Origin of the sequence: Brevibacterium iodinum ATCC 49514, from assembly GCF_900169265.1 — a bacterium.
GTDB classification, from domain to species: domain Bacteria; phylum Actinomycetota; class Actinomycetes; order Actinomycetales; family Brevibacteriaceae; genus Brevibacterium; species Brevibacterium iodinum.
Window position 1 is genome coordinate 12,938 of the sequence record NZ_FXYX01000018.1, and the last position, 25,024, is coordinate 37,961.

Below are 25,024 nucleotides of genomic sequence, written 5' to 3' on the forward strand. Positions count from 1 at the left end.
AATGTTCGTTGTCATTGTTCTTCCCATCGTGTTCGAAGGAATGTGACGATCACGAGCGTTGCTCTCCGTCGATTCCATCCGTGAAACTCGCGTTTCCTGTCCATCAGCCGGTGCACCGCTTGATGATGTTCCCGGCACAACGGCATCAGATCCTCATCTGCTTCTTTCGCCGCCCACGTTCCGTCTCCCTTATCCACCACTCCGTCGTACGAGACGTGGTGCAGATCAAGACTTTTTGTGTCTTCCAATCGCAATCCGCATACCTGGCAGGCTGGTTCGAATCCGGCTGACCGGCGGTCACGGAACCACCGTCGCCGTCTCCAGTGCCATTGTTGAGACTGCAGATACCCCTTTTGGTAGCTGCTCGATCCAGTCCTGGTGAGACTCAGCCGACTCATCTTGCATCACCCGATTCAGAACATCGTGATCGACGGTTTGTCCGCCGAGTCCTCATTGCTCGGCTGTTCGTCGTCGGTCTTCGCCTCCGGCTCCTGCCGGACCTCGCCTGTGGCTTCGTCAGTGTCGACGACTTCGCTCGCGACAATTTCTCCGTCTTCCATCGAGCCGAGGTGCTTCTCCCAGGAGTCTTCCTCTCCCTCGTCGAGGAGTGACTGTGCGTACAGCTTCTTCGTCATGTTGATTTCTTCTGCGTACTTCGACTTCCAGTACGGGGTCAGCTTCATCAGCATGGGACGGTTGTTCCGGAAAAACACGACAGCCCAACCGAAAGGCAGGCGGTGCAGCTCCGACACCTCAAAGACCTTCTTTTCATGAAGCTGGTCTGAAACGCTCGACCCATCTTTCTGCCGTGTCTTTGACGAGCGCACCACTTCACGCTGGCCTGCCAGTGTCGACAGCACTTCGAGGTCTTGGGTGTTTGACGCGCCTCCGAGCTGAATTTTCACAGTCGCTGCGTCGAAGATGGCTGACGCCGCTTGCTCACCCCACGAGTTCCGTACCTGCGCCATGGACTGGAACACCGCCATCACGCAGATACCGACACCACCTCCATCAGCCATGAGAGGTACAAGGCCTTCCCACGCCTTGGTGATGTTCGCGATCTCATCGAGGACCAACATCATCGGCGGGTCGAGACGGTTGCCCTCGCTCTTGGCTGCGATTTCACGTGCCCGTTCTGTGATGGCGTCCATCATCGCCACGAGGAATGGTCCGGCCGAGGATCCGCCCGTCTTGGTTCCCACGATGTACAGGGTGCCCGATTTCTGGATGAATTCATCGATGTTGAATTCTTCGTCCTTGGTCTTCGGATTCATCACGTCGCGCACGTTATCGACGCTCAGTCCTCCGACTGCGTTCGCGACTCCGAACCACTTGTTTGTTCGCATTTTCGGGTCCGACTCGATTTCGGATTCTAAACTGGTTGCCCAACCACGGGCAGCACGACCTGCTTCTTCGTGCTCTCGCAAAATTTTCACTGCGTCTTTAGCTTCGGCGGGAGAAGTGCCCCATTTCATGAGCGTGTCGACGCCTTCCCCGGCCAGGGCACACGCGTGAAGTAGTGCCTGCATGATGCCGATTGCTGGTGGTCGCCACTCCGAATTCGACGAATCTTCGCTCAGACCGGCAGCCGACACCAACGACGTTGCACGCTGGTTCGCCACTCGTGCCGTCTCGCACCCTGTGATAGGTGACCATTTAAGTGTTGTCGGCTTCCCCGTCAGTCCCTGCGGGTCGAACAGTGTCACCGGCCCCCGCTTTGCGCGGATCGCCGCTGTCATTGCGTAGTTGTCAGCCCGTGAGGACGTCGTGATCACTGGCCCTGGGGCGTCGATGATCGCCTTGACGAGAATGTTCACGCCTTTACCGGACCGTGGTGGCCCGATGAACACGATTGATTCCTCGAGAGCGATCCACGACTGAATACCCTCGGAGTATCCGAATTCAATGTTCGCTTTCTCCGGTAGCGGCTTCTCTTTCAGAGTTGGTCGCACCTTCCCGACCACCTTGACCGCAGCCTTGTGCCCCATCGCCTTATTCACTTCACGACGCTTCGCTACACCGCGCCGTTCCCGAAGCCTCTTGACGAAGTACCCATCTGATTCCAAATACTCCCGGTACTTGATCACGCCCACAATGGCCCCGGAGACGACCAGGATAAGTGTAATGACCCACACGGTCACAATTGCGCCGCCGGGTGCGGCGCAACCCTCTGTTGTCTGTCCGAACACCGATGCATCCCCGGTGCCGAAGAAACTGAACACGTCGAACACACCAGAAGGTGCTGCCCAAGCCCCGCACGCAATCCTGTTCACGAGCATCGCCGCACCCGTCAACAAACCCAGGACTCCGATCAAGCCGCCCACGATATAGAGGATGATGTCTTCTCGGGACGTCGCCGTCATCTGGTTCTCCCGCTCTTGGAAAAGTCCCATCACGCAACATCCTTTCCCGCGTCTGGTGCCGCCCAGTCAGTGAAACTCTGTCCGCCTGCCGTGATCAATGGTTGTCCGTCCTTGTCTTCTCCGGAAGCGCGAAGACGCTGGTCAGTGTCGAACAGTGGAACTTCTTCTTCGGTGAGATCGTTTCGCACGTGGAACGTCTTCTGTCCCAGCCGCCATAGACCAGTTCCCTTTTCCAATGACTTCAACATTGAACGTTCCTTGTCGTTGAGCTCCAGTTCTTCTGTTGTGGAACGCAACGCGGCCGCGTCCTGTCGGTAGATCACTTTGATATCAGCGTCCGCGAGCAGTGATTTCGCCATTGCAGCCATCTGGGATCCTTGGTCGCCAGCCATGTTCAGGTCCGAGACTTTGTGCAAGATCAGGATGTTGAAGATGCCGTAGTCACGCGCCAACTTCCAGTTCTCGACCATCCGCTGAAGATCAGCCCGTGAAGTTACCGCGTCCCAGCCCTCCTCATAAACGACAAGTCTCTGGCCTCCATCAGGATTCGTGACCATTGCCTCGATCCACGTACCGCAGCACGCCGAGGCCACCCTGCGTCCGGTCTGAGTCGCACCGCGAAGTGCCGCTGTGTCGATGGAAACAGCAGGGAGGTCACCGTCGAACGTCACCGTTGACAGACCATCGAACATTCCCGCCACGTCACCCGTGGACAACCGGCGCAGAGACAACCCCAACACTTCACAGGCATCGGCAATCAACGGCGGTGCAGTTTCCTGGGCTTTCTTGAGCGCGGCCTCCACGTCCGGAACGATCATCATCCGGCCGGCCTCTTTAGCAATATCGGCAGCGCCCTCAACTCCGTCCTCCAACGCCGCGTGCTCGGCAGGAGTCAGTTCCGCTTGTCCCGTCAGAATCTTCACGATTGTTTCGAGAATCGACAGACGACGAGTCCGAACCATCATGTCCCAGCCCTCGTCGGTCATCGGGTTACCCATTCGGTCAATGGAGGGACGGACTCCTTCTTCCAATGGGTTCAGCCGTGTCGGCAGACCTGGCCCGATCTGAATAACGCGTCCATTGAGACGCTGGATGACAGGAGTCCACTCCCCTTTCAGATCACTCGCTACCGCGAGTTTCTTACCGAACTGGACGAGTCGCGATGACCACGATTTCGCACAAGATGATTTTCCAGTGCCCACAGTTCCGAACAAGAGCATGGCCATACCCGAGATGATTCCTCGCCGGTATAGATCCCAGGGGTCGATGCAGAACATTCCCCCACCGAACAAGTCCACGCCAATCGGAGGCCCGAACGTGCCGAGGTTTGGCCCCGCACAGAAAGGATAAGCCGTGGCCGCTGTATGCCCGGCGACCTTGACGCCTCCGTCGCGCACAGTCCTCGCTCCTCGTCCTGACTGCTTGCGTGGCTGGCCACCCGATCCCCACTTGCGCTTCGGGAATCCGGCTTTAAGGTCCCGCGTCGGATTCTCTTCTGCAAGGCGGCGTTCGGCTTCCATCCCTACCATTCGGATGATCCGGGACTGCCGTTTACGCGCCTTCTTATCTCCATCAACGAATGCAAATACGTTCTGTTTCTTCGCCATCAGATATTCAGCCTCCCCAGCGGGGTCGCCGCTGCCATGAATGCGCTGTCCTGCTGTCCGTACATCACTCGAAGTTCACAGTTCGCGCGTGCCGCCGCAGTCTTCAACTGCGACACGCTTGCGTCCATCTCTTCTTCGCTGAATGCCGACACGGTCACCATCACCGTCATTTTCAGAGCCGCATGGCCCCGCTCCAGTTCGCTTTCCTCTTGGCTCAAGTCTTCGAGCTGTCGGTCGTGCCGGAGAGTCGTCTGCTTGCCCAGCTTGTCTCGCAACGTCGCGTTTGATGTCCACGTCGCTTTCGACCGCTCATTCGTCTTCAACGCTTTACCGATATCTCGCGGTTTCATGTACACACTCACTGTGTGCCGGAAATCTCCCGAGAAGATGAAGTTTTGCAAGAACCCGAGCTGTGCCTGTGACCGAGGGAATTCAGAGACCTTAAAGGTTCGGTGAATAGCTCCCTCGGATGCGAACGTCGCCAACGAATCGCGTGCCCACATTGGACCCGCAGCACCCACATCGACTCCATCTTCACGCTCGGAGATTTCTACTGAGGCGGCAGGGTCAAAGGCGGTCCGAACAAGTGCAGCCAACGACCGCGGGGAGTGCCACCGAACGACCTCTGTGCCTGATTCCGGAAGTGCCGACTCAACGGCACCCATGGCCACCAATGCTGTTTCCATGAATCCGCGGATGCCGCGTCCAGCTGAATGGATGCGCTTGGCCAGCTTCGTTTGGCTCAGAACCACGGCCATCCACATTCCATGCACTGGCCGTCCTTCTGCTGCAACCAGCATGTCTACGAGCGACTGATGAAGGAAAGGGTCAATTGCCTCCCCGGCCTGCTCCACTGTCTCTCCGGTATCCGGGTCGACCACAGTCTGTGCGTTGCTTATTTCCTGCTCGTAGTGGTCGAGCACGGCTGAACCTGATGCGATTGTCGTCTGGTCTGCCATCTGTACTCGGAGCACGCCGTCGATTCCCGCAATCGTCGCCTCTGCTTCTGCCCACGCTCGAAGCCTGGTCTCCTGGTCTTCGAACGATTCGAGGCCGAACGCTTTGTGGGTCGATATTTGGGCGACCACAATTCCCTCTTTGGCAACCGGATCGTAGGCGAATGCTGCTCCGCCTGGCATCTGATAAACCAACAGCTCGCTGAACTCGCCCGGAAGCAGCAGCCGACCCGGTTTCAGCGGTTTGATCCGGCCTTTCTTGTCTCTTCCGGTGTCTTCACTGCGACGCGGCGGATCGATGACTTCCAATTCTGGACTGAGCTCAATCCCTTCGTCACCGACAACCACATCGACACCGGATTCCTCGGGCAGGTATTCGTTCTGACCGGTGCGCTTTCGTGATTGGGAACTCAAGATAACCCGGACCCAGGTGAGCAGTGATTTTCCGAAGATTCGAGGAATACCGATTGCCCCGAACACTCCCGCTGTCAGTGCCGCTGCGATCAGTCCACCGGGGAAACCACCGGCGACTACGCATACCACGATGATGACCATGCCCACGCCCAGGAACACGATCTGCAGCATGTCCATCCCGAACGCAACGCCGGTGGATTCCTCTCGCCCGAACCGGGCTCCGTCCCATTCGCTGGATTCATCATTGACAATCTGAGCGGTCATTGTTTTCACCTTCCACCTGTCACGAGTCGGCGCCCGGCTCGGGCTGTTCCACCGACTGACTTCTTCACCACGCTGGTGCTTCCTCGGACCACTCGCTGTCCGGCCTGGTTGATGCCTCCATAGACGCGGCGCTGTCCTGCCATTGCGTAGTTACCTGCTGTCTGTTCAAGCATTCGTGCCGAGTCTGGGGTCATGAACGAAATGATGCTGATCATCACGATGGGCATCGCGGCCGAGATGATCACCAGGACCACTCCAGCTGCCATCTGAACCCAGTCAGAGCCGATGGATGCCATCGTGATGCCGAATTTGGTGACTGCTGCGGCAATTGGCTTCGCCATGAGCAGCGCCACCACCAAGCTCGCCCACTTCGAGGCGATGCCTTTAGCTGCATCCCACGACATCGCGAACACTCCCACCGGAGTGAACATCGCCAGCACGAGAACGATCACGGTGCGGAACAGCATCATCAGCATCAGTGCCAGGCATGACAGTAGAATTACGCCCGATACGAGCCATGGCAGGATGGACTGGCCTACCTGATCGGTCCCGGTTGCCATGGCCCAGATTTCGTAGCCTGCGTCGACCTGGACTCCCCCGTCACCGTTATTCGCTGACGGGTCCCACCACAGTCCGAATAGCCGCAGAATGCCGCCGACACCAACATCATCACCACTGGTGTCGCCCTTGCCCACTTCCAGAATCCATTGCGCTAACTCGTCAGTTCCGACCAGTCCCAGGTACACAAGGCCGGCGCAGATGTAGGTTGACGGGACGGCCAGCACTGCGGAGGCAAATGCGCGGAGCATTCCTGCTGTTGAAGACCGGTAGATCGACATGAAGATCTGGATTGCGAGGAAGATGATGAGGAGCGGCATCATGGCGATCACCATGACGTTGAGCATTCCTGGGTATTCCACGGTGTGCTGGTAGGCACCGCCCTGGTACACCTCAACTTCTCCACCGATGACCGCGATCCACCAGTCGGATCCCCCGCCTTCTGGAGTGAACGATCCCACTCCAAACGCACCTTTGAGGAACTCCCAAGATGCGATTGCGAATCCGTCGATTGATTGCTGGATCAGGGCCTGGATCGACTTTCCCCAGTCTTTCCAGGGACCGTCGAGAAGCCCTCCCCAATCATCTTTCTTCGCTAGATACATCGTTGCCTTTCATCGGTTCTCGCGCTTGGGAATCCTCAGAACAGTGACAGTCCCGAGAAGTACATGGCCGCACCACCGAGCGAACCCATGATCACGCAGGCTGCGAGCCCGATCAGCAGGGCCTTAGCTCCCATCGACTGCCCGGCACCGGATCCGCCGATCTTGGATGCCACCCAGAACGCCAAAGCGATACCCATGAAGATGACGATGCACGCCATGATCGTGCCGAGAATCTGACCGCCGAGGGTGCGGAAGAAGCCCATCCACGGTGCGTCGAATCGGGGTTCCACACCTGGGTCATACCCCTGAGCAAGAACTGCTGTGCTGTGGTTGATGAATTCGGCTTTCATCATGTTCATTTCTGCGGTTTCCTTTCAGAGACTCCCCGACCCTGTGCCGGAGAAATTCGAGGGGAATTACTTCACCGGGATAGTGAACTTGCGGTACCCGTACACGGCGGGGTCGTTGTCCATGAACTTTTCGAAGAAGATCACTTCGACCGGCGCACCTTTTGCAGCATTGAAATTGGTGTTGTCGCAGTTGCCCTTTTTGCCGTCTGGTTGCCACTGGATGCGCGAATACATGGGTTCGTGTTTCTTCTCGTATTCGCTGCGGTTCTTCTTCCAGTCATCTTTGGAAGGCAGATCGCCGTGGTTGCCTTTCCACGTCAGGCTCTTCGTCCATGCCTTATCGGCATTCCATTTGTGCGCTCCGATTTCCCGAATCGCCTTGCCCATCTTCGACGCTTCTGCTTCGGAGGGCTGATACTTCAGACCGTTCTTCCCTTCACCGTTGTCCGCCCCGTCCTTCTTGGCTTTCATGTGTTTCTTCGATGAAATCGAGACGGTTGCCGTGCACTTTGAATGCGGCGGTTTACGGTCGACCCGGATCGTTTTCTGTTTCGCCGCTTCCGGCAACAGTCCTTCTGTCTTCGAATCGCTCGAAGACCACTGGATTCCACCGCCGATGGAACCGAGCAGAATCACTCCGACGAAGAACAGACCTACGCCGACCTGTCCCTTCTTTGACCATTCTTGAATGGAGAACGACTTGCCTGCGAGCCACATCGTCAGCATCACACCGCAACCGACAACCGCCAGCGCGAGTGCTGAACCCAGGAACCAGGCCGCAACTGTATTCAGCTGCGTTACTGGTGCGGTGATGTCTTCGAGCATTCGAGCCTCCAAGGAGAAAACGTCGTGTCGTAGTCGTTTCTCTCTCGAAGCCGGATATGTCTGTCAGGGCATAGAAAGCGGGTGACCTCTCAATGAGATCACCCGCCCACAACCCAACGGTTCCATCGTCCGTCACTCAAATAGCCGCATCACTGCCATTTCTTCATCCCTCCCGTGTTCGGCGCTGAGCATTCCTGCCAGCTGCTTCGAGAAGTGCTTTAGCTCGTCGCGCTTCTTGACTGAGTCCTCTCACGTGACCGATCAGTTCTCTCTGTGTGGACTGCCAGTCCGCCCATGTCGCTTCAAATTCGATTTCCGTTCTCTCGTTGTCAGCCCAGATCTGCCACAGATCATCATCCGCCTGTATCTCGGCGTCCGTCAGACCCGTCAAAATTCGTTCGTCGACAGTTCTGATGAAAATGATCTGTTCCAGGCTCGACGCCAGCATCATGGACAGTTCAACGAGGCGCACCAACTTGGTCTCGGCATCAGTGGTCGACAATCCTGCGGACTGAATCTCTCTCATGCTGGTTTCGGCTTCGCTGATGAGTTCAGCTGCCCACAGAATTTCGGAGTGGCCGACCAACGTCGATGCGGCTCCCGCTTCCAGCATTTCGCAATAATTTGCCAAGCTGTCTTTCTCGGCTCTCGCTAGCTGAAACTCCAAGAGGTACAGGACGCCAGTCACTGCCGCCCCTGCCATGCCGTTCAGTACCCCGCCGAGGAAGCCGTATCCAAATCCCGATCCACTAAACACCGACCATGGGCCACCCAACATCAGTAGGACCGTGAAAACGCAACCCATTGCCCAGAACATCGGAATCCCGTGAAACCCCGCAATGAGGCCGTCACCGAGCCGCATCCGCTTTACGGCAGCCAACTCGTTCCGCATAGGGCGTTCGCTCAACGCATCGAGCTCTTCACGATCTACAGGACCAAGACCGACCTGTTCTTCCTCTCTCCGTTTCACCGCGCGTGCTCCGACCACATCTAACGGGTAGTAACGGACTTCTTTGACCACGCGGGATGCGTATTTGAGAACCTTGCTCCTTGCTTCGGAAGCGGACATCTTCACAGCGACCACACCAACCACAGTACGAACACCCAAGCAGCCATAGCGATCACTGCGACCGCACCCAACAGCAGCCTGCCGGCCTGGCCGTGGAAGATTTTCGGCAGATTCTCTGGAGCGTCATCGTCTTCTTTGGGAACGATGTTTTCAAGGTAGTACGTCCACCAGCGACGGAAACGCGCTCGGTTCTTATCCCGCATGAGTCGCCAGCGACCGAACAGTCCTCGATACCTGTCGTACTCGAACAGATCTTCCGACGCAGTCTCCTGCTTCCCCTGGTTTGGTGCTTCCTCATTAGTTTCGATGTTCAGACTTTCGTCCTGGTCTTGATAGTTCTTCTCAGCCATCACTCTCGTCCTTTCGCATCCTCAGCACTGAGTACTCCCAATGCCACCTGGAGAAGTGTTCTTGTCGTTGCCACATACTGCCTGACGGTGTTCCGTTCCCATCCGGTCACCGTGACCACGTGTTCAACCGGGACTTTGCTAATGGGTCCTTTCCACGAACTCATTGCCATTGCGGTTTCGCGAGTCCAGGCCCCTGACTCATCTGCACCGGGCAGACACTGAATCAGATCTGTGACTCTGATTCCCCGCGGCGACACTTGCTCTTTGTGATCGATGGCCCGGCGAATCACCTGGCAGTGCAACTCGAACAGCCGTTTGCAGTCACGTACTCGCTGTTCGCTGAGTCCGAATGCTTTCGATGCGGTTCTCACATCTGATTCGAATTTCAGGTGGGTTAGGAATCCGACCATGAATGCTTGTGTCTCCATCACTGATGCGGCTGCAGAGATCACTGGGCGAAGCCACGTCATCGTCGCAAGATGTTCTGCAACAACCACGGCGATGTCTGTCCCCCAGGAGCGAGGATCACCAGCCGCAATCCGATCAAGAGCTTCTTCTACTGGAGCGGAGGAATCTTTTCCACCTGCCACCAAGTCTCCCGGATTGCGTCGAGTCTCCATGTCGATGAGGTCGGCCATCCGGTTCCGAGCGATTCCCGTCAGCCACGCTTCCAGCCTGCCCAGTTCTGGGTCGAACCCGGCACGTGCTTTCCACGCCGACACGATCACTTCACCGGCCACGTCATCTGCCCAGCGGGAGAGTCCGATCGACGCCATACGTGGTCGGATCGTTCGCTTTGAGACAGTCTCAACGGCTGCAAGCAATTCATCTTCTGAAAATGGTTTTTTGTGCTCTTGCATGGTTCGCTGTCCTTTCTTCCCCGTCATCCTGTAGCCCGGTCACTCGCCTGAGTTGTTCGGTCGTTGACCGAGGTGGTTTCCATGACAGTGACCGTTTGGTCCCGGTCAACTAGCTCGCGGACATCCGCATCGAGTGCTTCGTACACTGACCGGTCGAGCAGCTTGGGGAAGTCGAATTGTTTTCTGCATCCAGGGCAGGTCCGAGCGTTCCACCCGGACTCGGCGTGATGCCGAATCGGACATTTAGGTTCCTGACCGACTGACCGTCCCTGTGTCCGGACTGTCCCGCTGTGGTCACCGAAACGGCCACTGACGGCTTCCCACCAATCGTGACCGTCGTTGAGCAGGCTACGGCGAATGAAAGCGTCCGGTGCTCCGACCGTCCGTGCGGACCGTCCGATGATCTGTTCGGCCAGCCAGACCGCCCGGTCACGGTCAAGGGCGACCGGCCACTGTCCGTCCACGACAGCGACGAGCTTGTCCAGATCGACCGAGCCACGAGCATTCGACACCCGGATGCAGCCAAGCTGTCCGCTCTGTTCGCCCCTCTGAATTTCTTCATTCTCGATCTTCGTCGTCTTCTCTGCCTCGGCTCCCGCCGAGCGCTTCTGCGGCCCGACACGTTCGCTGGTAGTCACAGAAGACGATGACGGTTCAATGACGGTTAGAGACGCACCCGCGTCAGTCTCCGCGCGCGGGACCCGACTCTCAGTCCGGTACCCCCCGACTGACAGTCGGTTAGGTGAACCTTGCTTCATGGACCCGACTGTCTGTCGGCTCTTGATTTCTCGGCCCGGAGAGCGGCCATCAGACTCCCTGCCGGGTACTGAATTCTCAACACCCGACTCTCTGTCGGCTGTTGCGCTCTCGGGGATTGCTTCAGTCCGCGCAATCGGCTCATTCACTGCTTCTGGATGCAGCCGATACATGTTGCCTGACTTCGCTCCCGCTGCCGTGTATCGGACTTCAACACTCACCAGACCGAGGTCACGGAACCGTTTCAGTGCACGCTGCACTGTGCGTTCGTTGAACCCGGATTCCCGCGCCAATAGACTCTGCGAAGGAAAGGCCGACCATAGTCCTGACTCTTCATCAAATGACGCGTTATCGGCCACCAGCATCAGGATGAACCGTTCTGGTCCCGAGAGCTCGAATAGATCGAATACTTGCCGTCTGGCCCACGTGATCATTTCTACCGCCATGCTTCACCCCCTTCAGTTCTCGTGTTGATTTTGTTGTTCCGTTTTCTCTGTCCCACGTGTTTCGCCGGGGATTTCATCGAGTAAGTCCAGTTGCCCCGGAACCTCGATTGGAGGCTTTTCCTCATCGACAGGCATCGTGTTCACCACTCGTCAGGCTGTGGCTCTTTGAAGCTGATCCTCAGATCGATCACTGAGTCCAGCCATACCCAGCCGTTTGCGATCCATCCCCACCACCACCGCAGGTCCAGCCAATGCAGGAACCACGGACCCTGATAGGTCAGCTCGGCCAGCGTTCCCAAAGTGAGCACAAACCCAAGGACGGCTAAGAAGAAAAAGCTTCTATTCACGACCTGTCACCCGCCCCGGCTTGTCAGCCGTCACTCCGGGCGCAGCCTCACGGACATAGCCTCGCGCCCGTCCTCCCGACTCTCCGGTATTGATGGACACGAGGGACTCGTTCCGCCTAAACACCGCCAAAACCTTCACCAGCAGCATCAACACCACAATCAGATTCGCGACAGCAAGAAGTCCGGTACTGACCTCTTCTGCGGGCGCTTCGCGCACCCATTTGATGGCTCTCGTCAAATAGGACGTGTGTTCCAGGACGCCCAGGACCAATACACACCACAGCCACCACACGGCGGTCATAAACACTCGCCGAATCTTCGGTTCTGAACGCCGGTACATGGCAACCGGTTGATAGGTGCCTACAACATCGTCACCAATCGCTCGGCCGAGCTTCGCCCAGTTCTTTCCCATACGGATCGAAACCTTCATGATCGTTCCTCCGCTCGTTCGATTGCTTCCATCAGCGCTCTTCTCGCCGCCAGATAGCCTTGCCGCATGTCTTGCGAGAATCGGTCCCCCACCCGCGCGTGGAACGTGATCGCTCGGTCGTTCGCCAGTTCCTCCAGCACGTCGACGAGTTCGCGCATCTTCTCTACGCGTTCTGCTTTCGCGGTGGGACCTCGCCAGAAGTCAGCGACCGCCCTCATTGCCGCGAAATGACCGACTCTCGGCTCCCAGGTAGCCACGCCATGGTCTCTGGACGCATCAGCCAGGTCCTTCGCGTCAACGACCCGTCGGGCAGCCGGTGCCGAGTCTTCGCTGCGAAATTGCGTTCCGATTCTCGGTCCTCGTCCGTTCGGCGCGATCATTACTGCCCCTTCTCCCCGTCACCGGCAACGTTTCCTTCGGGGATATCTCGCGCGTCGATCACAACCGGTCCCGGCAAACCTGCTTCGAGCAGTGCTGAGATTCCCCGACCTTCCGGCACTTCGTCGACGTAGCAGCGGTACTCATCCCATAACGGGTCGCACAATGGGCAATCGCTGTCGCTGGCGCACACCATTCGGTCGTAGGCGACGAACAGCACTCTCGAATCTTCTTCCAGCACAACCTGCATCAGCGGCTTGCCAGTGAATGGGTGCTTCGTCTCCGTCCCGATATAGGCAAGGCTGGCCACGACTGGAGTTGCTTGGTAGTCATCTTCAGCGAAGTGCCCTAAGTACAGGAAGGGTACGATCACGTCACTGGCCAGCAAGTGAGCCACATGCAGCCCGACCTCGTCCATCGGAATGCGCTGATCGTGGGGATTCATATTCGCTTCGGTCATCAGCATCGATTCAGACATAATCAGCCTCCGGTTCTTTCAGATCGGGAACGCGTGCGAACAATTCCGGGTCGCCTGCAAGCGCGGCGAGCTTCTTCGTCACCATGTCAACGCCGACGGCGATTCCGTGGTGGACGGGGCACAAGTCCTCCTCCACGCCGCACGCTTCGCAGTCCTCAGCGTTGTTGACGTTCGCGTTCTTAATCCACCAGTCGCGGTCGCGCTCGTCTGAGTTGGTCTCGAACGTCGCGATTGCCTCCGCCTCGGCCAGTGCGTCATGCACGTCGATCACTGCGACGGGGAACTTCAGGTTGCCTATGCTCGACGGACCTACCGGCCGAGAATGGTCCTCATCCGGGCCTGCCGGGTCATCCTCATTGCGCGCACGAATTGCCCACCAGTCTCCGTCGAATCCCCCGAACACGAGCCAAACGTCTCCTGCCCCGTCGCGCAACGTGTGCACGTCGCTCAGTTCGGCGGCGATGAATGCGTCTTCGGTCTCGAAAGTTGCGATGACGTTACCCATGGTTTCCTCCTTGGAGTGTGTTTCAATTTCAATTCCGGTCACGAGGGAGCGGCTTTCACTTCGGTCAAGAGATTGGAGACTCATCGTCTTCTCCGTTCTCTCTCGCACCCGCAGTCGCTCGTCGTCCTTCGGCGTTGAAAATGTGGGGATGCGATTCCCTCAGTGCGGCCAGTCGCCGGCGCCCGGTCTTATCGCTGAATCCGAACTCACCGGCCAGGTCTGCGCCCGAGGTGTCTGTCCCTTTTTCGGTTCGTTTGGTGATGAACTCGATGACGGCATCCATGTCAGTATTCGACGTAGTCTTGGGCTTTGACGTAGCAGTGGTGCTGTCGTCTTTCGCCTTCGGCTCGGTGGGAACGCTTGCCAGTTTTGAAGCATCGGGCAGTGCGATCTGTTCTCCTTGTTCGGCGCGTGAGGTCAGGACCTTCCGCTGAGCTCTCACCAATTCGAGATTCGTCACATGCTGCTCTCGTGCCAGCTCGGCTTCTTGGCGTGCGTTCTCCCGCTCGGCTTCCACCTCGAGCTGCTTCCGCTCCCGTTCGGCCTGCTCTGCCAACCACTCGGCTTCGGCCTGCTTCTCTCGCCGACGTGAAATCGGATCTTCCACCGCAACTCGTGACAGCTGCTCGGTAGCCGCGAACACCGCGAACGGAACCATCCCCGCGATCACCGCTCCGACGAGGCCTTGCCACGATCCTGTCCGAGCACTCCCATAGCTCAATGCGTGCGCCACGTTTGCCACCACCGACAGTCCAGTGAACGCTGCGAGTAGAACCCACGATGGCCAAGTCTTCTCTCCCCGTGTCTTGTGAATCAGGATTGACCCGGCATACACGAGAATCGCAGTGTCGATGAATGCTGGCACAGCCCAGTGCATCCATCCGGGCAGACCCAACCAGGACGCCACCTCCATGAGAGCGACGAAACTGATACCGAATGCCACAAGACCTGCAAACGCAACACCGACAGTGATCAGGCGGACGAAGCGGTGATCGTCCGGGTTGATCCGTGACTTCTGTGCGAGGGTGACAGTCGTAGTCAGGCCGGACGGTGTACCCTGGTCGTGCCTTTGAATTTTGCTTAATGCTCTTGCATGGTTCTCTGGCTGGACGGCCTCATCCCCTGTGGGTGGGGCCGTTTCCATGTCTCCCCGCGTTTGGGGAGCCAGTGTTGAGTTCTCGGAAGTCATGTTGATTTCCTCTCTCATCGGTCAACGTCTCCAATCCAGTCGCACGAGACTCCTCCATTACCGTTGTCGCCGTCATAGACAACGCAGGTAATGGTGCGACCGTCTTCGAGCACGATGGGCTCTTCATGAAGGCCCTGTCCGTCGCCGCGTTCTTCAACCACCGATGGATCATTCGTCTCGTTCGATCCTTCTTCGGGGGTGTCCTCGACTCGCTTCGATTCACACCCGGACAGAGACGCGGCCAGAATCCCAGCAGTCAGTAGCAGCAATGGTTTGGTCAGCTTCGAGGTATTCATCATTCGTCCAATCAATCCGATTCGAGAGTGGTCAATCGACCCATCGTCACCAGCTGCAGTTCGGGAATCTGCGCCGTTTCCTCACCGATGATGGGCTTGAGGGTCTTGTACAGAGCACGCATCAGGCGGAAGCGGTCATCATTGGGGGTATCAATCCGCCGCATCACTTCCACCAGATGTGCTGCGTCGTCCATCACCCGCTTAAACACAGGATCCAGGGATGGGCCGCGGCCGAGTAGTCGAGCTTGTTTCTCGCCGGTCCGCAGGGCTTCGTCGAATTCATCGACCGCCAGTTCATACGCAGTGATGACCGATTCGGACGAGTCCGCTTCCCACTTTTCTCGCGCCTGTTCAGCGGCTTCCGCTGCGTCGATGATTCGCACCGCGAATTCTTCATTCGTCACGTCATGAATCGCCGGGAACTCGATCAATAGGTCAAGGTCGGTATGCCACTGGCTCCACCGTTTCCGTGCTGCATCATGTCGCGCCACGATTATGTCCATAGGCGACCACTTTTGCCCTGACTCCATATGTCCCAATGGAGCACTAGCACGACCCACCGTTCTGCCCTCCGTTCCACGTCCAAAGGAGGTAATCACTCGCAACATCCAAATCAGGACTGCCCAGGCCAAGCAGATTGGCAAGATGACTTTCACGAACAGCAGTCCAAACATGCTCAGTGACGTAAGGAGCCAGTCGACCACCGCGTCCTGAAAGATTTCTTCCAACGACTCATTTCCACTCAATCGTTCAGAGCCAGCCACCAGCTTCATGACGCTCTCCCACTGATCGTTTGGAGGTTGGTGACGGTTTTCTTGATTGATCCCACGGTGTCTGTGTCAGAGAGGGCTGACTGAAACGACGGGATGGACTGTCTGTCCATTGCCGACAGCAAATCGGACAACACTCCTAGGGCGTCCGCTACGTCTCGTCCGAGGTCTTCCACCTTGCCTCCGTCGAGGGAGGCAAGGTCTGATACCCCACCGCTAAATGCCACTTCGAGGAGCTTGGACTGTTTCTTCACCATCGGCAGTGGTGATCCGGCACCGTAATGCAGTTCACGAATTGCCCGAACTACATGCTCATGTCCTGGAGTGTTGTTCGACTCACGCAAGCTCACCGATGCCGGTTCGAGACCCGACCCTGCGACGAGGTCGTAATCTTCTTCGTCATCATCGACCACTTCCGCGTCGATGATGTTGTCATCTAAGGACGGGGCAGGTGGTGATGCCGTCTTCGGCTGCTCGCGGTCATATTGCTTGCCGTCCAGTCCGACGATGGGGTCACTGGATTCAGGTGATTCATTTGAATCACCTGCCCCGCTCAGTCGTCGGACGATGGTCGGTTGACTCAGGTCAGTTGCAGAAGCAATTCCGCGAGTACTCATTCCAGCAGCGCGGAGCTCCGAAATCACTTGCTCTTGAAGTTCTTTTGGCGGGCGCAGACTGACGTCTCGAAATTCTTCGTCCAGGTAGTCCTGCCAAGAGTCATAGCCGAGGGCGAGCCAGATGCGGCCTTTCCATGCAGCAGAAATCTTGACCTGGAGTGATCCGTAATCTTCTTTGAGTTCGTCGGTCAATTCACGTGCTTCTGCGGATGAAAATTGACTTACGAGTTCGGTACTCATGCCGACATCACCGCCTCTGAGTCGATTCCTTCGACAAGCAGGGAAAAGGGGACTTCCAACGCATTCGCAAGCGAAACGAGTTCGTTGATTCGCCATTCCGTGCGACCGTGTAGCCGCGACGAGAACTGTGCTGGTGTCAGCCCAATTGCTTCGGCTGCTTGAAGTCCAAGCCAATCGCGACGCGCCATGGCAGCTTTGATATTGCCTCTCAGGGCTAGTTGATAGCTCATAGAGAAAACCATAGTCCTCTGAGGACTATTCTGCAAGCAACAAATGTCTCTGAGCGAATATTTTTACCGCTCTGGCTATGCCTGAGTCCCTAGACGGGATACAATTCTTATATGACTACAGCACCCGAAGCACCCGTTGACCTGGAACGTGAAGCCAACCTCAAAGTGAGCAATGAAGTTCGCGCCTGGCTCGCCCGCAGAGGTGTCAAACAGTTCACCGTTGCAGAACTACTCGGCATTGGGCAGTCTGCGATTTCGAAGCGCCTCCGGGGCGTCCTTCCCTTTTCAGCAGCCGAACTGATGCTGATTGCGAATGCACTCGATATTTCACTCGCTGAGCTGCTTGGTGACCTTGTGAATGAGAAGAACCCCCACCCGGTGGATGGAGGTTCTTCGAACGGTAGCGGGAGGGGGACTCGATCCCCCGACCTCACGATTATGAGTCGTGCGCTCTAACCAGCTGAGCTACCCCGCCCCAGCGCCGCATTCTAGGCGGCACGAGAGCCCCGAAAGGGAATCGAACCCTTGACCTTCTCCTTACCATGGAGATGCTCTGCCGACTGAGCTATCGGGGCAACAGGTAAGAATTTACACGGGTTCGCTCGCTCTGGGCAAATCGGGTGTCAGTGACGTCACTCACACGTCCCGCGATCTCCAGCCAAACCTCACACAGAGCTCCAGCCTGAACCGCCTTCACCAGGAAAAACACTCATTCCACGGGGTCGAATCGCCCCGCAAGGTATCCCTGCAGACGACCGGGATGGTTCGTGATGATCCCGTCGACCTCGGCCCCGAGGAGCTCCCTCCATTCGTTCATCTCGTCGGCAGTCCAGACGAAGACACCGAGGTCGTTGTCCATTATCTCGGTGACGACGGATTTGCGCATGGAGAACCCTTTGTACGAGGGGTTGATCGCCACCGCCCCGAGATCGCGAGCGATCTCGATGTCCTCGGGTTTCGGTACCATGCGCAGGAGGAAGCGAGCCACCATCGGCAGCATGTCTCGACAGGTCTCAAGTGTTTCGAGATTGAACGACTGGACGACCATCCGGTCGGCAATGCCGGTCTCCACCACCAGCTCCGAGATCCTCGCCACCGCACCCGATGACCACTCTCCTTTGAGCTCGAGCAGCAACTCACCGCCTTGGTGCTGGATATCTCGCATCACGGCCGACAAGGTCGGGATGCGGACTCCATGGAAGCCCGGCCCCATCCACGAGCCGGCGTCGACGAACGACAGCTCTTCGGCGGTGAGATTGACCACGGGGCCCTTTCGGTTCGTGGTTCGGTCCAGGTCCGGGTCGTGGAGGATGACGGGGACGCCGTCGGCGCTGGTCGAGGTGTCGACCTCGATGAGATCGACACCGAGGGCGCGTGCGGCATCGACCGCGGCCAGGCTGTTCTCGGGAACCACGGCGGAATAGCCGCGGTGGGCGATCACCAGTGGGCGGCTGCCGGATCCCGGGCGTTCGACGATGCCCCGCTCGTGGAGGAACTGCTGAAAACTCATGGCTTCAGCCTATGCCCTGAGAGCACAAAGTCGCATGACAGGCGGTCGCACTTCCATGGGTCAGCCGCGGAGGCGATGCCGCCGTCGAGCGGAACGCACCGCGGACGCGTCGCGGATGATGGGAACTCACCTCACTTTCGACACAGGCACGACTGCAGCGGATATCTTGTGCGGTACCTCAGTTCCTAAATGCGAAGGTTCACCATGGAAGCTAAAGATCGGCGTAGTCCCAGAAACGGTGATCGACGATTCACTGCTGCTTCAGGCATACACCTTCCTCGTTGCACCTCTGCTCTTCCACATGGGCTCGCTGATCCCACTGCGAGTGATGCTCAAGCCCACGCCATCGTGTTCTTCCTCAGCAGCCGGCTCGTGTCCGCCTACCTATGGCAAGTGCCGGCCATCGTCCTGCTCACCGGAATCCAGCTGCTGTGGCAGCCGATGCCCGATCCCGGCACCGGAGCCTGGTGGCTGACCTGTCCGGTCTTCGTCATCGCCGTCCTGCTCATCGTGTGGGCGATCTCGACGATCACTAAACGTTGGGAGAGCCCGCGCCCGGTCCTCTCCCCGAGGTGGCCCACCGATGCCGTCACCGTCACCGCCGTCGCCCTCTTCGTCGTCCAGTCCCTGGCGATCTCGAGCTACGGACTCCACCTGCCAATGGCCATCCTCGGCCTGGTGTGCACCACGATCGCCGTCAACCTCGCCGAAGACAGCGCCACCGCTCGTTCCCGCATCAGCGCCGGAAACGATGCCACCATCGCCGAGGGGAACCCGCCGACGCCTGATCGGCGGGCTGATCCCCGGGTTCCGCCTCGGTGACGGCGTCGTACTTCTTCACGTTCCTACGCCGCCATGCAGCGATCTCCTTCTCCACGTTGCGGGGCGGAGTGAAAACGGGCGGGCCGTCGCGCAGATCCATCACGGCCTCCCGCACCCGGGCATTGAAGCCGGCAAGGTAGTCGCGGACCTCGGACTCGGTGGAGAAAGCGTCGACAGTCTCTTCGAGGACGGCGTTCTCCTTGCGCAGCTGGAAAGCGGCCGGAGCGACACCGTTGATGCCCTCGGAATCCATCTTCTGCTTGATCCACCAGTCGGGATCGGATGAGCCGTGCAGACCGGTCAGCGGTTTGCCGCGGCCCGACAGATCGTCGAAGTCCCCGCGCTTGATGGCTCGGTCGAGAGCGGATTCGACGACAGCGTTGCGGTCCTCGAGCGAATTCAAACGCCGAGGCGGCTGCGCATCGTCCGTGTCATCGCTCATCGGTTCGGCCCTCCTCGGCGGAGCATTTCCGCTTTGTCCTCACACGGTAGGCGTCGGTCGGGCGACTGGGCAAGGGAACGGGTGGAAAATGAGAGAAGCTCCGTGACCTCTCGGTCACGGAGCTTCTCCGTTCTGCGTGGCAGATATAGGATTCGAACCTATGAAGGCAATGCCGGCTGATTTACAGTCAGCTCCCTTTGGCCGCTCGGGCAATCTGCCGCAGTCAGCGCTCGATGAGCACCTGAAAAGAATACAAGGCCCGGACCCGAATCACCAACTCGTTAGACGCAGATCACAATTCGGGACCTCGACTAGACTCGGACCCAACAGCCACGCCCGTTTCAGGCGGGCATCACCGATTGCAGACAAAGGAGCATTCATGGCCAGCGAATCCTCATTCGACATCGTCAGCAAGGTCGACCGTCAGGAAGCCGACAACGCGCTCAATCAGGCGGCGAAGGAGATCAACTCCCGCTACGACTTCCGCGGCACCGATGCATCGATCGCCTGGAGCGGGGAAGCCGTGCAGATGAAGGCCAACAGCGAGGACCGGGTCAAGGCCATCCTCGACGTCTTCCAGTCGAAGCTGGTCAAGCGCGGAATCTCGCTGAAGTCCCTGGAGGACGGTGAGCCGTACCCCTCCGGCAAGGAGCACCGAATCGACGCGTCCCTCAAAGAGGGCATCGACAAGGACAATGCGAAGAAGATCTCGAAGATCATCCGCGACGAGGGCCCCAAGGGCGTCAAAGCGCAGATCCAGGGCGATGAGCTGCGCGTGAGCTCGAAGAAGCGCGACGACCTGCAGGAAGTCATCGCCCTGCTCAAGGGACAGAACCTAGACGTCGACCTGCAGTTCACAAACTACCGCTGATTGCCGCGCACCACACCGGCCCGATCCGCACTGCTGAGTGCGGACCGGGCCGGTGTCGTATTCGCCCGTAACGCTGTGACTCGCAAGAGGCCGGTCAGTGTTCGGGGAGTTCGAGCGGGATGTAGTACAGACCCTTCGAGTCCTCTTCGACGCTGGCCCGGAGACGATCGTCGAGGTGGATGAAATCATTGACCTTGATGGTGCCCTTCTGGCCGCTGAGTTCGCGGATGGCGAAGGCGGGGATGAGGCCCTGGCGTCCCGAGCCGTCGACGGCGAGCGCGTATTTCGGGCCGGTCGCGCGGACCCGAACGTCGATGCCCGTGTCCTGTTCCCGCAGTTCGTCGAGTTCGACGACGGGTTCCGGGTTCGTCAGCGCGGTGAGCTCGACGGCGAGGGTATCGGCCATGTCATCGACGGTCGCGAGCATGTTCGCCATGGCACGGGCGAATTCGCCGTGCAGCTTGCTCGGCTTCATCGCAGCGCCGGGTTTGTACATGTCCTCATGGGTCAGTTCGCTCCAGGCGTCCTGGAGCCGGGTCTTGACCTGGATCTCGGCGAAGACGGGCGGCCCTTGGTCAGACGGGATGCGCAGGATGACGTGGCAGGCACGGTAGCCGCTGGCCTTCGGCGGGTCCGTGTAGTCTTTCCACTCGATGAGTTCGAACGCGCCAAGCTGATCGGGATCGCGCAGCGCGGCGAACATCATCGACTGATCACGCGGTGATTTGCACAGCACCTTGACGCCGACGATGTCGCGGATCTGGTCTTCGACATCCTCGGCGGAGGTGATCGTCAGATCTGGATCGTCGTCGGTCTTCTCCGTCAGCTTCGCCAGGGTCCGTGCCGCGTCCTTGATCCGATGACCGTCGACGTCGAGGCGGGAGATGTCCTTGTCCTTGAGCAGGCCCTTCTGCTGTTCGGTCAGCCAGTGTTTGATCCGCACCGCCGCCGTCTGCCAGGCGTTGAGCCGTTCGACATAGGCACGTTCGACGATCGTTTTGAGCTGCGATTCGTTTCTCACGCGGTCTCCCCTGCCGGCCTTCAGCGCAATGGTCCACGCTCGCTGGTGCGATCTGCTGCACGCTGGTGCGACTTGGTGTGCGCTGGCGTGGTCTGGACGTCTCCGACTCTACGCGGTGGAAGCATCAGGCGCCGGCAGCGACTCGTCTCCCCGTTGCAACGGGAAGAGAAGGCACTGCCGGTGCCAGATGGCCCCAGGAGTGGAGGAAGTAAGGCTAAGCGGAGGGTAAGGCACGAACGGTGCAGGATGCCTAAGCCCTGGGAGGTGCCACGGTCGTGCGTGGTGCTCGAACGGCGCGGGAGGCCTCAGCTATGTGTGACACTCCGACGGCGCGAAGAGCGCCCGGTGGCATACCTCAGCTGCCTGCAGACGGCTGGCCGACGGATTCGGCGGTGACGTGTCCGCGCGCCTCGGCGAGCATGGCTTCACGGGTGGCGAGCTTGATCCGCTCACGTCCCTCGACCTCGCCGGCAGCCTTCTCAGCGGCCTCGACGCGGTGGTAGCCCTCCCAATCGGCGTAGTCGACGCCCTTGGATTCGAGGAGTTCGATGATGGCCGATTCGTCCGGGTACACCGGATCGGTGAGCGCACCGGCGGCACGGTCGTCGAGGATGTGGCCGATGGTCTCGAGCGCATCGCCCTTCGTGTGGCCGATGAGCCCGACGGGTCCGCGCTTGATCCACCCAGTGGTGTACACGCCCTGAACGACATCGGCCTCGGCGGCCGCGGTCTGGTCATCGGAGTCGACGACGCGACCCTCGTGGTTCGGGATCACACGCTTGCGATCGTCGAAAGGCAGCTGCGGCAGCTGAGTGCCCGCATAGCCGACGGCACGGTAGACAGCGTCGAGCTCCCAGTCGTGGAAGCTGCCGGTGCCGTTGACACCGCCGGAGCCGTCGAGTTCCATCCGTTCGGTGCGCAGCCCCGTCACCTTGTCCTCGCCGAGGATGGCGGCCGGTGAGTGCAGGAAGTGCAGGTGGAGACGCCGCTTCGCTCCGGTGGGTTCGCGCATGGTGAAGTCCGTAAGCGTCTTCGCGACCTGCTTGGTCTGGTTGCTCGACTCGATCGCCTGCATCGACCCTTCGTCGAACTCGAAGTCCTCCGGATAGACGATGAGGTCGACGTCCTTGACGGCGCCGAGTTCGCGCAGCTCGAGCGGGGTGAACTTCGCCTGAGCAGGTCCGCGACGGCCGAAGATGTGGACATCGGTGACCTTCGAGGACTTCAGTCCTTCGTACACGTGATCGGGGATCTCCGTGGTGTGCATATCGTCGGCCTGCTTCGCCAACACGCGGGCGACGTCAAGGGCGACGTTGCCGTTGCCGATGACGGCGACGCGCTCGGCATCCAGCGGCCAGGACTGCGGGACGTCGGGGTGCGAGTCGTACCAGTTGACGAAGTCCGCGGCGCCGTAGGATCCGGGCAGATCGATGCCGGGCAGGTCAAGGGCGGCGTCGACGAAGCAGCCGGTGGAGAAGATCACCGCATCATAGCGGTCGGTGAGCTCTTCGAGGTGGAGGTCGACTCCGTACTCGACATTGGAGAACAGGCGGATGTCGCCTCGGTCGAGGACCTTGATCAGGGCGTTGATGATGCCCTTGATCCGCGGGTGGTCGGGAGCGACTCCGTAGCGGACGAGCCCGAAGGGAGTCGGCAGACGATCGAAGAGATCGATGCTCAGATCGAAGTCACGCTCCGCCTTTGTCATGAGATCGGCCGCGTAGATCCCAGCAGGACCGGCGCCGACGATGGCCACCCGGAAGGGACGAGTCATTCTCACACCTCTCTGTTCAGTCCCACCGAGTCTATCGTCAATGTAGGTCATCCTTACAATGACGTGACCAAACTCGCATCACCGCCGCCTGGTCAGCAGACTGCATCCCTCGCCGCCCTGCCATCTCACGGGCGGTCCCGCCGGCTCCCCCGAGCCCAGCCCTCACTAGACTGAAGCATGTGAGCCAGAACCCTGCCCCCGATGAGAGCGCAATCCGCCGTGCCGGCCTGATCAACGGATTCTCCGCCTACCTGCTGTGGGGCATGATGCCGCTGCTCTTCGCCGCCGCAGCCCCCACCGGCGCCCTCGAACTCGTCTCCCATCGAGTCATCTGGTCGCTGGTCTTCTGCGCCATCCTCCTCGTCTTCACCGGCGGGTTCCTGCGCACGTGGCAGATTCTGCGCTCACCGCGCCTCTTCGGCCTGCTGCTTCTGGCCTCGGTGCTCATCGCCATCAACTGGACGACGTTCATCTACGGGGTCGAAACCAACCAACTCCTCGAGATCTCACTCGGCTACTACCTCAACCCGCTCATCTCCATCGGTCTGGGCGTGGTCTTCCTGGGTGAGAAGCTGCGTCCACTGCAGTGGACGGCCGTGGGCTTCGGTCTGCTCGCGGTCATCATCGTCGGCATCGGCCTCGGCCGAGTCCCCTACCTCGCCTTCACCGTCGCCCTGTCCTTCGGCCTCTACGGGCTGGTGAAGAACAAGGTCGGCAGCCGAGTCGGCGCCCTCGAAGGCATGACTGTCGAAAGCCTCGTCCTCGCCGTACCCTCGGCGATCTACCTCATCGTCCTCGGATCACTGGGGCTGCAGACGTTCACCGGCTTCGGCGGCTGGCACGTCTTCGTCATCATTATCACCGGGCCCGCCACCGCGATCCCGCTCATCCTCTTCAGCGCCGCCGCCCGCCGCATCCCGCTGTCCTGGGTGGGCATGCTCCAGTACCTCACTCCGACCATCCAATTCACCCTCGGCGTCACGGTGCTCGGCGAGATGATGTCGATGACCCGCTGGATCGGGTTCTTCGTCATCTGGATCGCCGTGATCCTGTTGTGCACGGACATGATCCGCCACAGCCGGCGCCGCTGACCCCCGACACCTCCCTATTGCTACCTGACGGCGGCCCAGTCCAGCGCGAGGTTGCTGAGCCGCCGTCAGGTAGCAATTGGGGTAAGGGCCGGGATTATCCGCTCGGATCGTCTCCGGCTCTTGACACCAACGCCGGCACCATGGTTCATTAGTTAAGCAACTAACCAACTCACATGGAGCCGAATGTGATCGACGACGCCAAACCCCTGTTCACTCAGATCGCCGAGAAGGTCGAGGACTCGATCCTCAACGGAACCCTGCCCGAGCTCTCGCGGGCACCGTCGACGAACGAACTCGCCGGTTTCTACTCCATCAACCCGGCCACAGCGGCCAAGGGCATCAACCGGCTCGTCGACAAGGGCGTGCTGGAAAAGCGACGCGGGATCGGCATGTTCGTCACCGAAGGTGCCCGTGCACTGCTCATCAACGAACACCGCACCACCTTCTCCGACAACTTCATCACTCCCCTGCTGAACGAGGCCAACCGGCTCGGCCTGGGCTCGAGGGACGTGATCGCGCTAATCGAAGAGCGCTCCCAAAAACTCCACCTGACCACAGCACTCGATCCGACCGCAGCGAAGGGATGACCC

At 59.1% G+C, this 25,024-nt stretch carries 27 protein-coding genes, 3 tRNA genes and 1 pseudogene; 5 read left to right on the plus strand and 26 right to left on the minus strand.

The features are described 5' to 3' along the window. Positions 1 to 413: 413 nt before the first annotated feature. The 19 genes from BI49514_RS11950 to BI49514_RS16380 all read right to left on the minus strand — a co-directional run bounded on the left by BI49514_RS11950 (position 414) and on the right by BI49514_RS16380 (position 16,903). Positions 414 to 2,393, minus strand: a complete 1,980-nt coding sequence (locus tag BI49514_RS11950) for a type IV secretory system conjugative DNA transfer family protein (protein WP_101546758.1) — start codon at positions 2,391 to 2,393, stop codon at positions 414 to 416. Next, on the minus strand, positions 2,393 to 3,970 hold the full coding sequence (locus tag BI49514_RS16365) for a conjugal transfer protein TraC (RefSeq protein WP_145996218.1): 1,578 nt from the start codon (positions 3,968 to 3,970) through the stop codon (positions 2,393 to 2,395). Before BI49514_RS16365 ends, BI49514_RS11950 begins: the two co-directional genes overlap by 1 nt. After that, positions 3,970 to 5,604 (minus strand): SCO6880 family protein, encoded by a 1,635-nt coding sequence (locus BI49514_RS11960; protein WP_101546760.1) that lies wholly within the window; start codon positions 5,602 to 5,604, stop codon positions 3,970 to 3,972. The genes BI49514_RS16365 and BI49514_RS11960 overlap by 1 nt, the downstream gene beginning before the upstream one ends. Positions 5,605 to 5,609: 5 nt before the next feature. After that, on the minus strand, positions 5,610 to 6,767 hold the full coding sequence (locus BI49514_RS11965; RefSeq protein WP_101546761.1) for a TrbL/VirB6 family protein: 1,158 nt from the start codon (positions 6,765 to 6,767) through the stop codon (positions 5,610 to 5,612). A gap of 35 nt (positions 6,768 to 6,802) precedes the next feature. Beyond that, positions 6,803 to 7,126: a hypothetical protein gene (locus BI49514_RS11970; RefSeq protein WP_101546762.1), complete on the minus strand. Its 324-nt coding sequence runs from the start codon at positions 7,124 to 7,126 to the stop codon at positions 6,803 to 6,805. Positions 7,127 to 7,183: 57 nt separating this feature from the next. Further along, positions 7,184 to 7,942: a hypothetical protein gene (locus tag BI49514_RS11975; protein ID WP_101546763.1), complete on the minus strand. Its 759-nt coding sequence runs from the start codon at positions 7,940 to 7,942 to the stop codon at positions 7,184 to 7,186. Between the two features lie 163 nt (positions 7,943 to 8,105). Continuing rightward, positions 8,106 to 8,963, minus strand: coding sequence for a hypothetical protein (locus BI49514_RS11980; RefSeq protein WP_101546764.1), 858 nt, complete (start codon positions 8,961 to 8,963; stop codon positions 8,106 to 8,108). Positions 8,964 to 9,013: 50 nt separating this feature from the next. Next, positions 9,014 to 9,361: a hypothetical protein gene (locus BI49514_RS11985; RefSeq protein ID WP_101546765.1), complete on the minus strand. Its 348-nt coding sequence runs from the start codon at positions 9,359 to 9,361 to the stop codon at positions 9,014 to 9,016. Beyond that, positions 9,361 to 10,221, minus strand: coding sequence for a sigma factor (locus BI49514_RS11990; RefSeq protein WP_167444046.1), 861 nt, complete (start codon positions 10,219 to 10,221; stop codon positions 9,361 to 9,363). Before BI49514_RS11990 ends, BI49514_RS11985 begins: the two co-directional genes overlap by 1 nt. 23 nt (positions 10,222 to 10,244) lie before the next feature. Then, positions 10,245 to 11,423 carry a helix-turn-helix domain-containing protein gene (locus BI49514_RS16370; protein ID WP_115614108.1) on the minus strand — a complete coding sequence of 393 codons (1,179 nt, stop codon included), beginning with the start codon at positions 11,421 to 11,423 and terminating at the stop codon, positions 10,245 to 10,247. Between the two features lie 339 nt (positions 11,424 to 11,762). Beyond that, entirely contained in the window at positions 11,763 to 12,200 is a 438-nt protein-coding gene (locus tag BI49514_RS12005; protein ID WP_101546769.1) for a hypothetical protein, read from the minus strand. Then, positions 12,197 to 12,580 (minus strand): hypothetical protein, encoded by a 384-nt coding sequence (locus BI49514_RS12010; RefSeq protein ID WP_101546770.1) that lies wholly within the window; start codon positions 12,578 to 12,580, stop codon positions 12,197 to 12,199. Before BI49514_RS12010 ends, BI49514_RS12005 begins: the two co-directional genes overlap by 4 nt. Next, positions 12,580 to 13,056: a hypothetical protein gene (locus BI49514_RS12015; RefSeq protein WP_101546771.1), complete on the minus strand. Its 477-nt coding sequence runs from the start codon at positions 13,054 to 13,056 to the stop codon at positions 12,580 to 12,582. Before BI49514_RS12015 ends, BI49514_RS12010 begins: the two co-directional genes overlap by 1 nt. Next, a complete protein-coding gene (locus tag BI49514_RS12020) occupies positions 13,049 to 13,561 on the minus strand; it encodes a hypothetical protein (protein ID WP_101546772.1) in 513 nt (170 codons plus the stop codon). Before BI49514_RS12020 ends, BI49514_RS12015 begins: the two co-directional genes overlap by 8 nt. Before the next feature lie 64 nt (positions 13,562 to 13,625). Next, positions 13,626 to 14,750: a DUF2637 domain-containing protein gene (locus BI49514_RS12025; RefSeq protein WP_101546815.1), complete on the minus strand. Its 1,125-nt coding sequence runs from the start codon at positions 14,748 to 14,750 to the stop codon at positions 13,626 to 13,628. Positions 14,751 to 14,764: 14 nt separating this feature from the next. After that, positions 14,765 to 15,046, minus strand: a complete 282-nt coding sequence (locus tag BI49514_RS12030) for a hypothetical protein (protein WP_145996219.1) — start codon at positions 15,044 to 15,046, stop codon at positions 14,765 to 14,767. 11 nt (positions 15,047 to 15,057) lie between these two features. Continuing rightward, a complete protein-coding gene (locus BI49514_RS12035) occupies positions 15,058 to 15,819 on the minus strand; it encodes a hypothetical protein (protein ID WP_101546774.1) in 762 nt (253 codons plus the stop codon). After that, entirely contained in the window at positions 15,816 to 16,673 is an 858-nt protein-coding gene (locus BI49514_RS16375) for a hypothetical protein (protein WP_145996220.1), read from the minus strand. Before BI49514_RS16375 ends, BI49514_RS12035 begins: the two co-directional genes overlap by 4 nt. Further along, on the minus strand, positions 16,670 to 16,903 hold the full coding sequence (locus tag BI49514_RS16380; RefSeq protein ID WP_145996221.1) for a helix-turn-helix domain-containing protein: 234 nt from the start codon (positions 16,901 to 16,903) through the stop codon (positions 16,670 to 16,672). Before BI49514_RS16380 ends, BI49514_RS16375 begins: the two co-directional genes overlap by 4 nt. Before the next feature lie 111 nt (positions 16,904 to 17,014). On the opposite strand from BI49514_RS16380, the pseudogene BI49514_RS17305 reads away from it, so the two are divergent. Next, positions 17,015 to 17,269, plus strand: a pseudogene (locus tag BI49514_RS17305) (helix-turn-helix domain-containing protein); the annotation flags it as partial. A gap of 35 nt (positions 17,270 to 17,304) precedes the next feature. Here the strand turns inward: BI49514_RS17305 and BI49514_RS12050 are convergent. From BI49514_RS12050 to BI49514_RS12060, 3 genes are all read right to left on the minus strand, one after another. Then, a tRNA-Met gene (locus BI49514_RS12050) sits at positions 17,305 to 17,378 on the minus strand. Positions 17,379 to 17,405: 27 nt separating this feature from the next. Beyond that, positions 17,406 to 17,478, minus strand: a tRNA-Thr gene (locus tag BI49514_RS12055). 134 nt (positions 17,479 to 17,612) lie between these two features. Further along, positions 17,613 to 18,413, minus strand: a complete 801-nt coding sequence (locus tag BI49514_RS12060) for a glycerophosphodiester phosphodiesterase (protein WP_101546776.1) — start codon at positions 18,411 to 18,413, stop codon at positions 17,613 to 17,615. Positions 18,414 to 18,785: 372 nt separating this feature from the next. Here BI49514_RS12060 and BI49514_RS12070 point away from each other — a divergent pair, with 372 nt between their 5' ends. Beyond that, positions 18,786 to 19,235: a hypothetical protein gene (locus BI49514_RS12070; RefSeq protein ID WP_180954384.1), complete on the plus strand. Its 450-nt coding sequence runs from the start codon at positions 18,786 to 18,788 to the stop codon at positions 19,233 to 19,235. On the opposite strand, the gene BI49514_RS12075 is transcribed toward BI49514_RS12070, so the two are convergent. Continuing rightward, positions 19,150 to 19,677, minus strand: coding sequence for a DnaJ family domain-containing protein (locus BI49514_RS12075; protein ID WP_101546779.1), 528 nt, complete (start codon positions 19,675 to 19,677; stop codon positions 19,150 to 19,152). The two genes, BI49514_RS12070 and BI49514_RS12075, sit on opposite strands and share 86 nt — an antisense overlap. 137 nt (positions 19,678 to 19,814) lie before the next feature. Further along, positions 19,815 to 19,896, minus strand: a tRNA-Tyr gene (locus BI49514_RS12080). 160 nt (positions 19,897 to 20,056) lie between these two features. Between BI49514_RS12080 and BI49514_RS16585 the strand changes: the two genes are divergently transcribed. Beyond that, positions 20,057 to 20,548 carry a YajQ family cyclic di-GMP-binding protein gene (locus tag BI49514_RS16585; RefSeq protein ID WP_167443926.1) on the plus strand — a complete coding sequence of 164 codons (492 nt, stop codon included), beginning with the start codon at positions 20,057 to 20,059 and terminating at the stop codon, positions 20,546 to 20,548. A 94-nt stretch (positions 20,549 to 20,642) separates the two neighbouring features. Here BI49514_RS16585 and BI49514_RS12085 read toward each other — a convergent pair whose 3' ends face one another. Continuing rightward, positions 20,643 to 21,569: a GTP pyrophosphokinase gene (locus tag BI49514_RS12085; protein WP_101546780.1), complete on the minus strand. Its 927-nt coding sequence runs from the start codon at positions 21,567 to 21,569 to the stop codon at positions 20,643 to 20,645. A gap of 355 nt (positions 21,570 to 21,924) precedes the next feature. Then, positions 21,925 to 23,343 carry an FAD-dependent oxidoreductase gene (locus tag BI49514_RS12090; RefSeq protein ID WP_101546781.1) on the minus strand — a complete coding sequence of 473 codons (1,419 nt, stop codon included), beginning with the start codon at positions 23,341 to 23,343 and terminating at the stop codon, positions 21,925 to 21,927. Positions 23,344 to 23,522: 179 nt separating this feature from the next. Here BI49514_RS12090 and rarD point away from each other — a divergent pair, with 179 nt between their 5' ends. Together rarD and BI49514_RS12100 are read left to right on the plus strand one after the other, a co-directional pair. Next, positions 23,523 to 24,434 (plus strand): EamA family transporter RarD, encoded by a 912-nt coding sequence (gene rarD / locus BI49514_RS12095; protein WP_101546782.1) that lies wholly within the window; start codon positions 23,523 to 23,525, stop codon positions 24,432 to 24,434. A gap of 185 nt (positions 24,435 to 24,619) precedes the next feature. Then, positions 24,620 to 25,021, plus strand: a complete 402-nt coding sequence (locus BI49514_RS12100; protein ID WP_101546783.1) for a GntR family transcriptional regulator — start codon at positions 24,620 to 24,622, stop codon at positions 25,019 to 25,021. Positions 25,022 to 25,024 lie beyond the last annotated feature (3 nt).

Bases quoted from the DNA above. Each gene is read 5' to 3' on its own strand.
- BI49514_RS11950 (WP_101546758.1), bottom strand. From the start codon at position 2,393: ATGGGACTTTTCCAAGAGCGGGAGAACCAGATGACGGCGACGTCCCGA.
- BI49514_RS16365 (WP_145996218.1), bottom strand. From the start codon at position 3,970: ATGGCGAAGAAACAGAACGTATTTGCATTCGTTGATGGAGATAAGAAG.
- BI49514_RS11960 (WP_101546760.1), bottom strand. From the start codon at position 5,604: ATGACCGCTCAGATTGTCAATGATGAATCCAGCGAATGGGACGGAGCC.
- BI49514_RS11965 (WP_101546761.1), bottom strand. From the start codon at position 6,767: ATGTATCTAGCGAAGAAAGATGATTGGGGAGGGCTTCTCGACGGTCCC.
- BI49514_RS11970 (WP_101546762.1), bottom strand. From the start codon at position 7,126: ATGAACATGATGAAAGCCGAATTCATCAACCACAGCACAGCAGTTCTT.
- BI49514_RS11975 (WP_101546763.1), bottom strand. From the start codon at position 7,942: ATGCTCGAAGACATCACCGCACCAGTAACGCAGCTGAATACAGTTGCG.
- BI49514_RS11985 (WP_101546765.1), bottom strand. From the start codon at position 9,361: ATGGCTGAGAAGAACTATCAAGACCAGGACGAAAGTCTGAACATCGAA.
- BI49514_RS11990 (WP_167444046.1), bottom strand. From the start codon at position 10,221: ATGCAAGAGCACAAAAAACCATTTTCAGAAGATGAATTGCTTGCAGCC.
- BI49514_RS16370 (WP_115614108.1), bottom strand. From the start codon at position 11,423: ATGGCGGTAGAAATGATCACGTGGGCCAGACGGCAAGTATTCGATCTA.
- BI49514_RS12005 (WP_101546769.1), bottom strand. From the start codon at position 12,200: ATGAAGGTTTCGATCCGTATGGGAAAGAACTGGGCGAAGCTCGGCCGA.
- BI49514_RS12010 (WP_101546770.1), bottom strand. From the start codon at position 12,580: ATGATCGCGCCGAACGGACGAGGACCGAGAATCGGAACGCAATTTCGC.
- BI49514_RS12015 (WP_101546771.1), bottom strand. From the start codon at position 13,056: ATGTCTGAATCGATGCTGATGACCGAAGCGAATATGAATCCCCACGAT.
- BI49514_RS12020 (WP_101546772.1), bottom strand. From the start codon at position 13,561: ATGGGTAACGTCATCGCAACTTTCGAGACCGAAGACGCATTCATCGCC.
- BI49514_RS12025 (WP_101546815.1), bottom strand. From the start codon at position 14,750: ATGACTTCCGAGAACTCAACACTGGCTCCCCAAACGCGGGGAGACATG.
- BI49514_RS12030 (WP_145996219.1), bottom strand. From the start codon at position 15,046: ATGAATACCTCGAAGCTGACCAAACCATTGCTGCTACTGACTGCTGGG.
- BI49514_RS12035 (WP_101546774.1), bottom strand. From the start codon at position 15,819: ATGAAGCTGGTGGCTGGCTCTGAACGATTGAGTGGAAATGAGTCGTTG.
- BI49514_RS16375 (WP_145996220.1), bottom strand. From the start codon at position 16,673: ATGAGTACCGAACTCGTAAGTCAATTTTCATCCGCAGAAGCACGTGAA.
- BI49514_RS16380 (WP_145996221.1), bottom strand. From the start codon at position 16,903: ATGAGCTATCAACTAGCCCTGAGAGGCAATATCAAAGCTGCCATGGCG.
- BI49514_RS12060 (WP_101546776.1), bottom strand. From the start codon at position 18,413: ATGAGTTTTCAGCAGTTCCTCCACGAGCGGGGCATCGTCGAACGCCCG.
- BI49514_RS12075 (WP_101546779.1), bottom strand. From the start codon at position 19,677: ATGAGCGATGACACGGACGATGCGCAGCCGCCTCGGCGTTTGAATTCG.
- BI49514_RS16585 (WP_167443926.1), top strand. From the start codon at position 20,057: ATGGCCAGCGAATCCTCATTCGACATCGTCAGCAAGGTCGACCGTCAG.
- BI49514_RS12090 (WP_101546781.1), bottom strand. From the start codon at position 23,343: ATGACTCGTCCCTTCCGGGTGGCCATCGTCGGCGCCGGTCCTGCTGGG.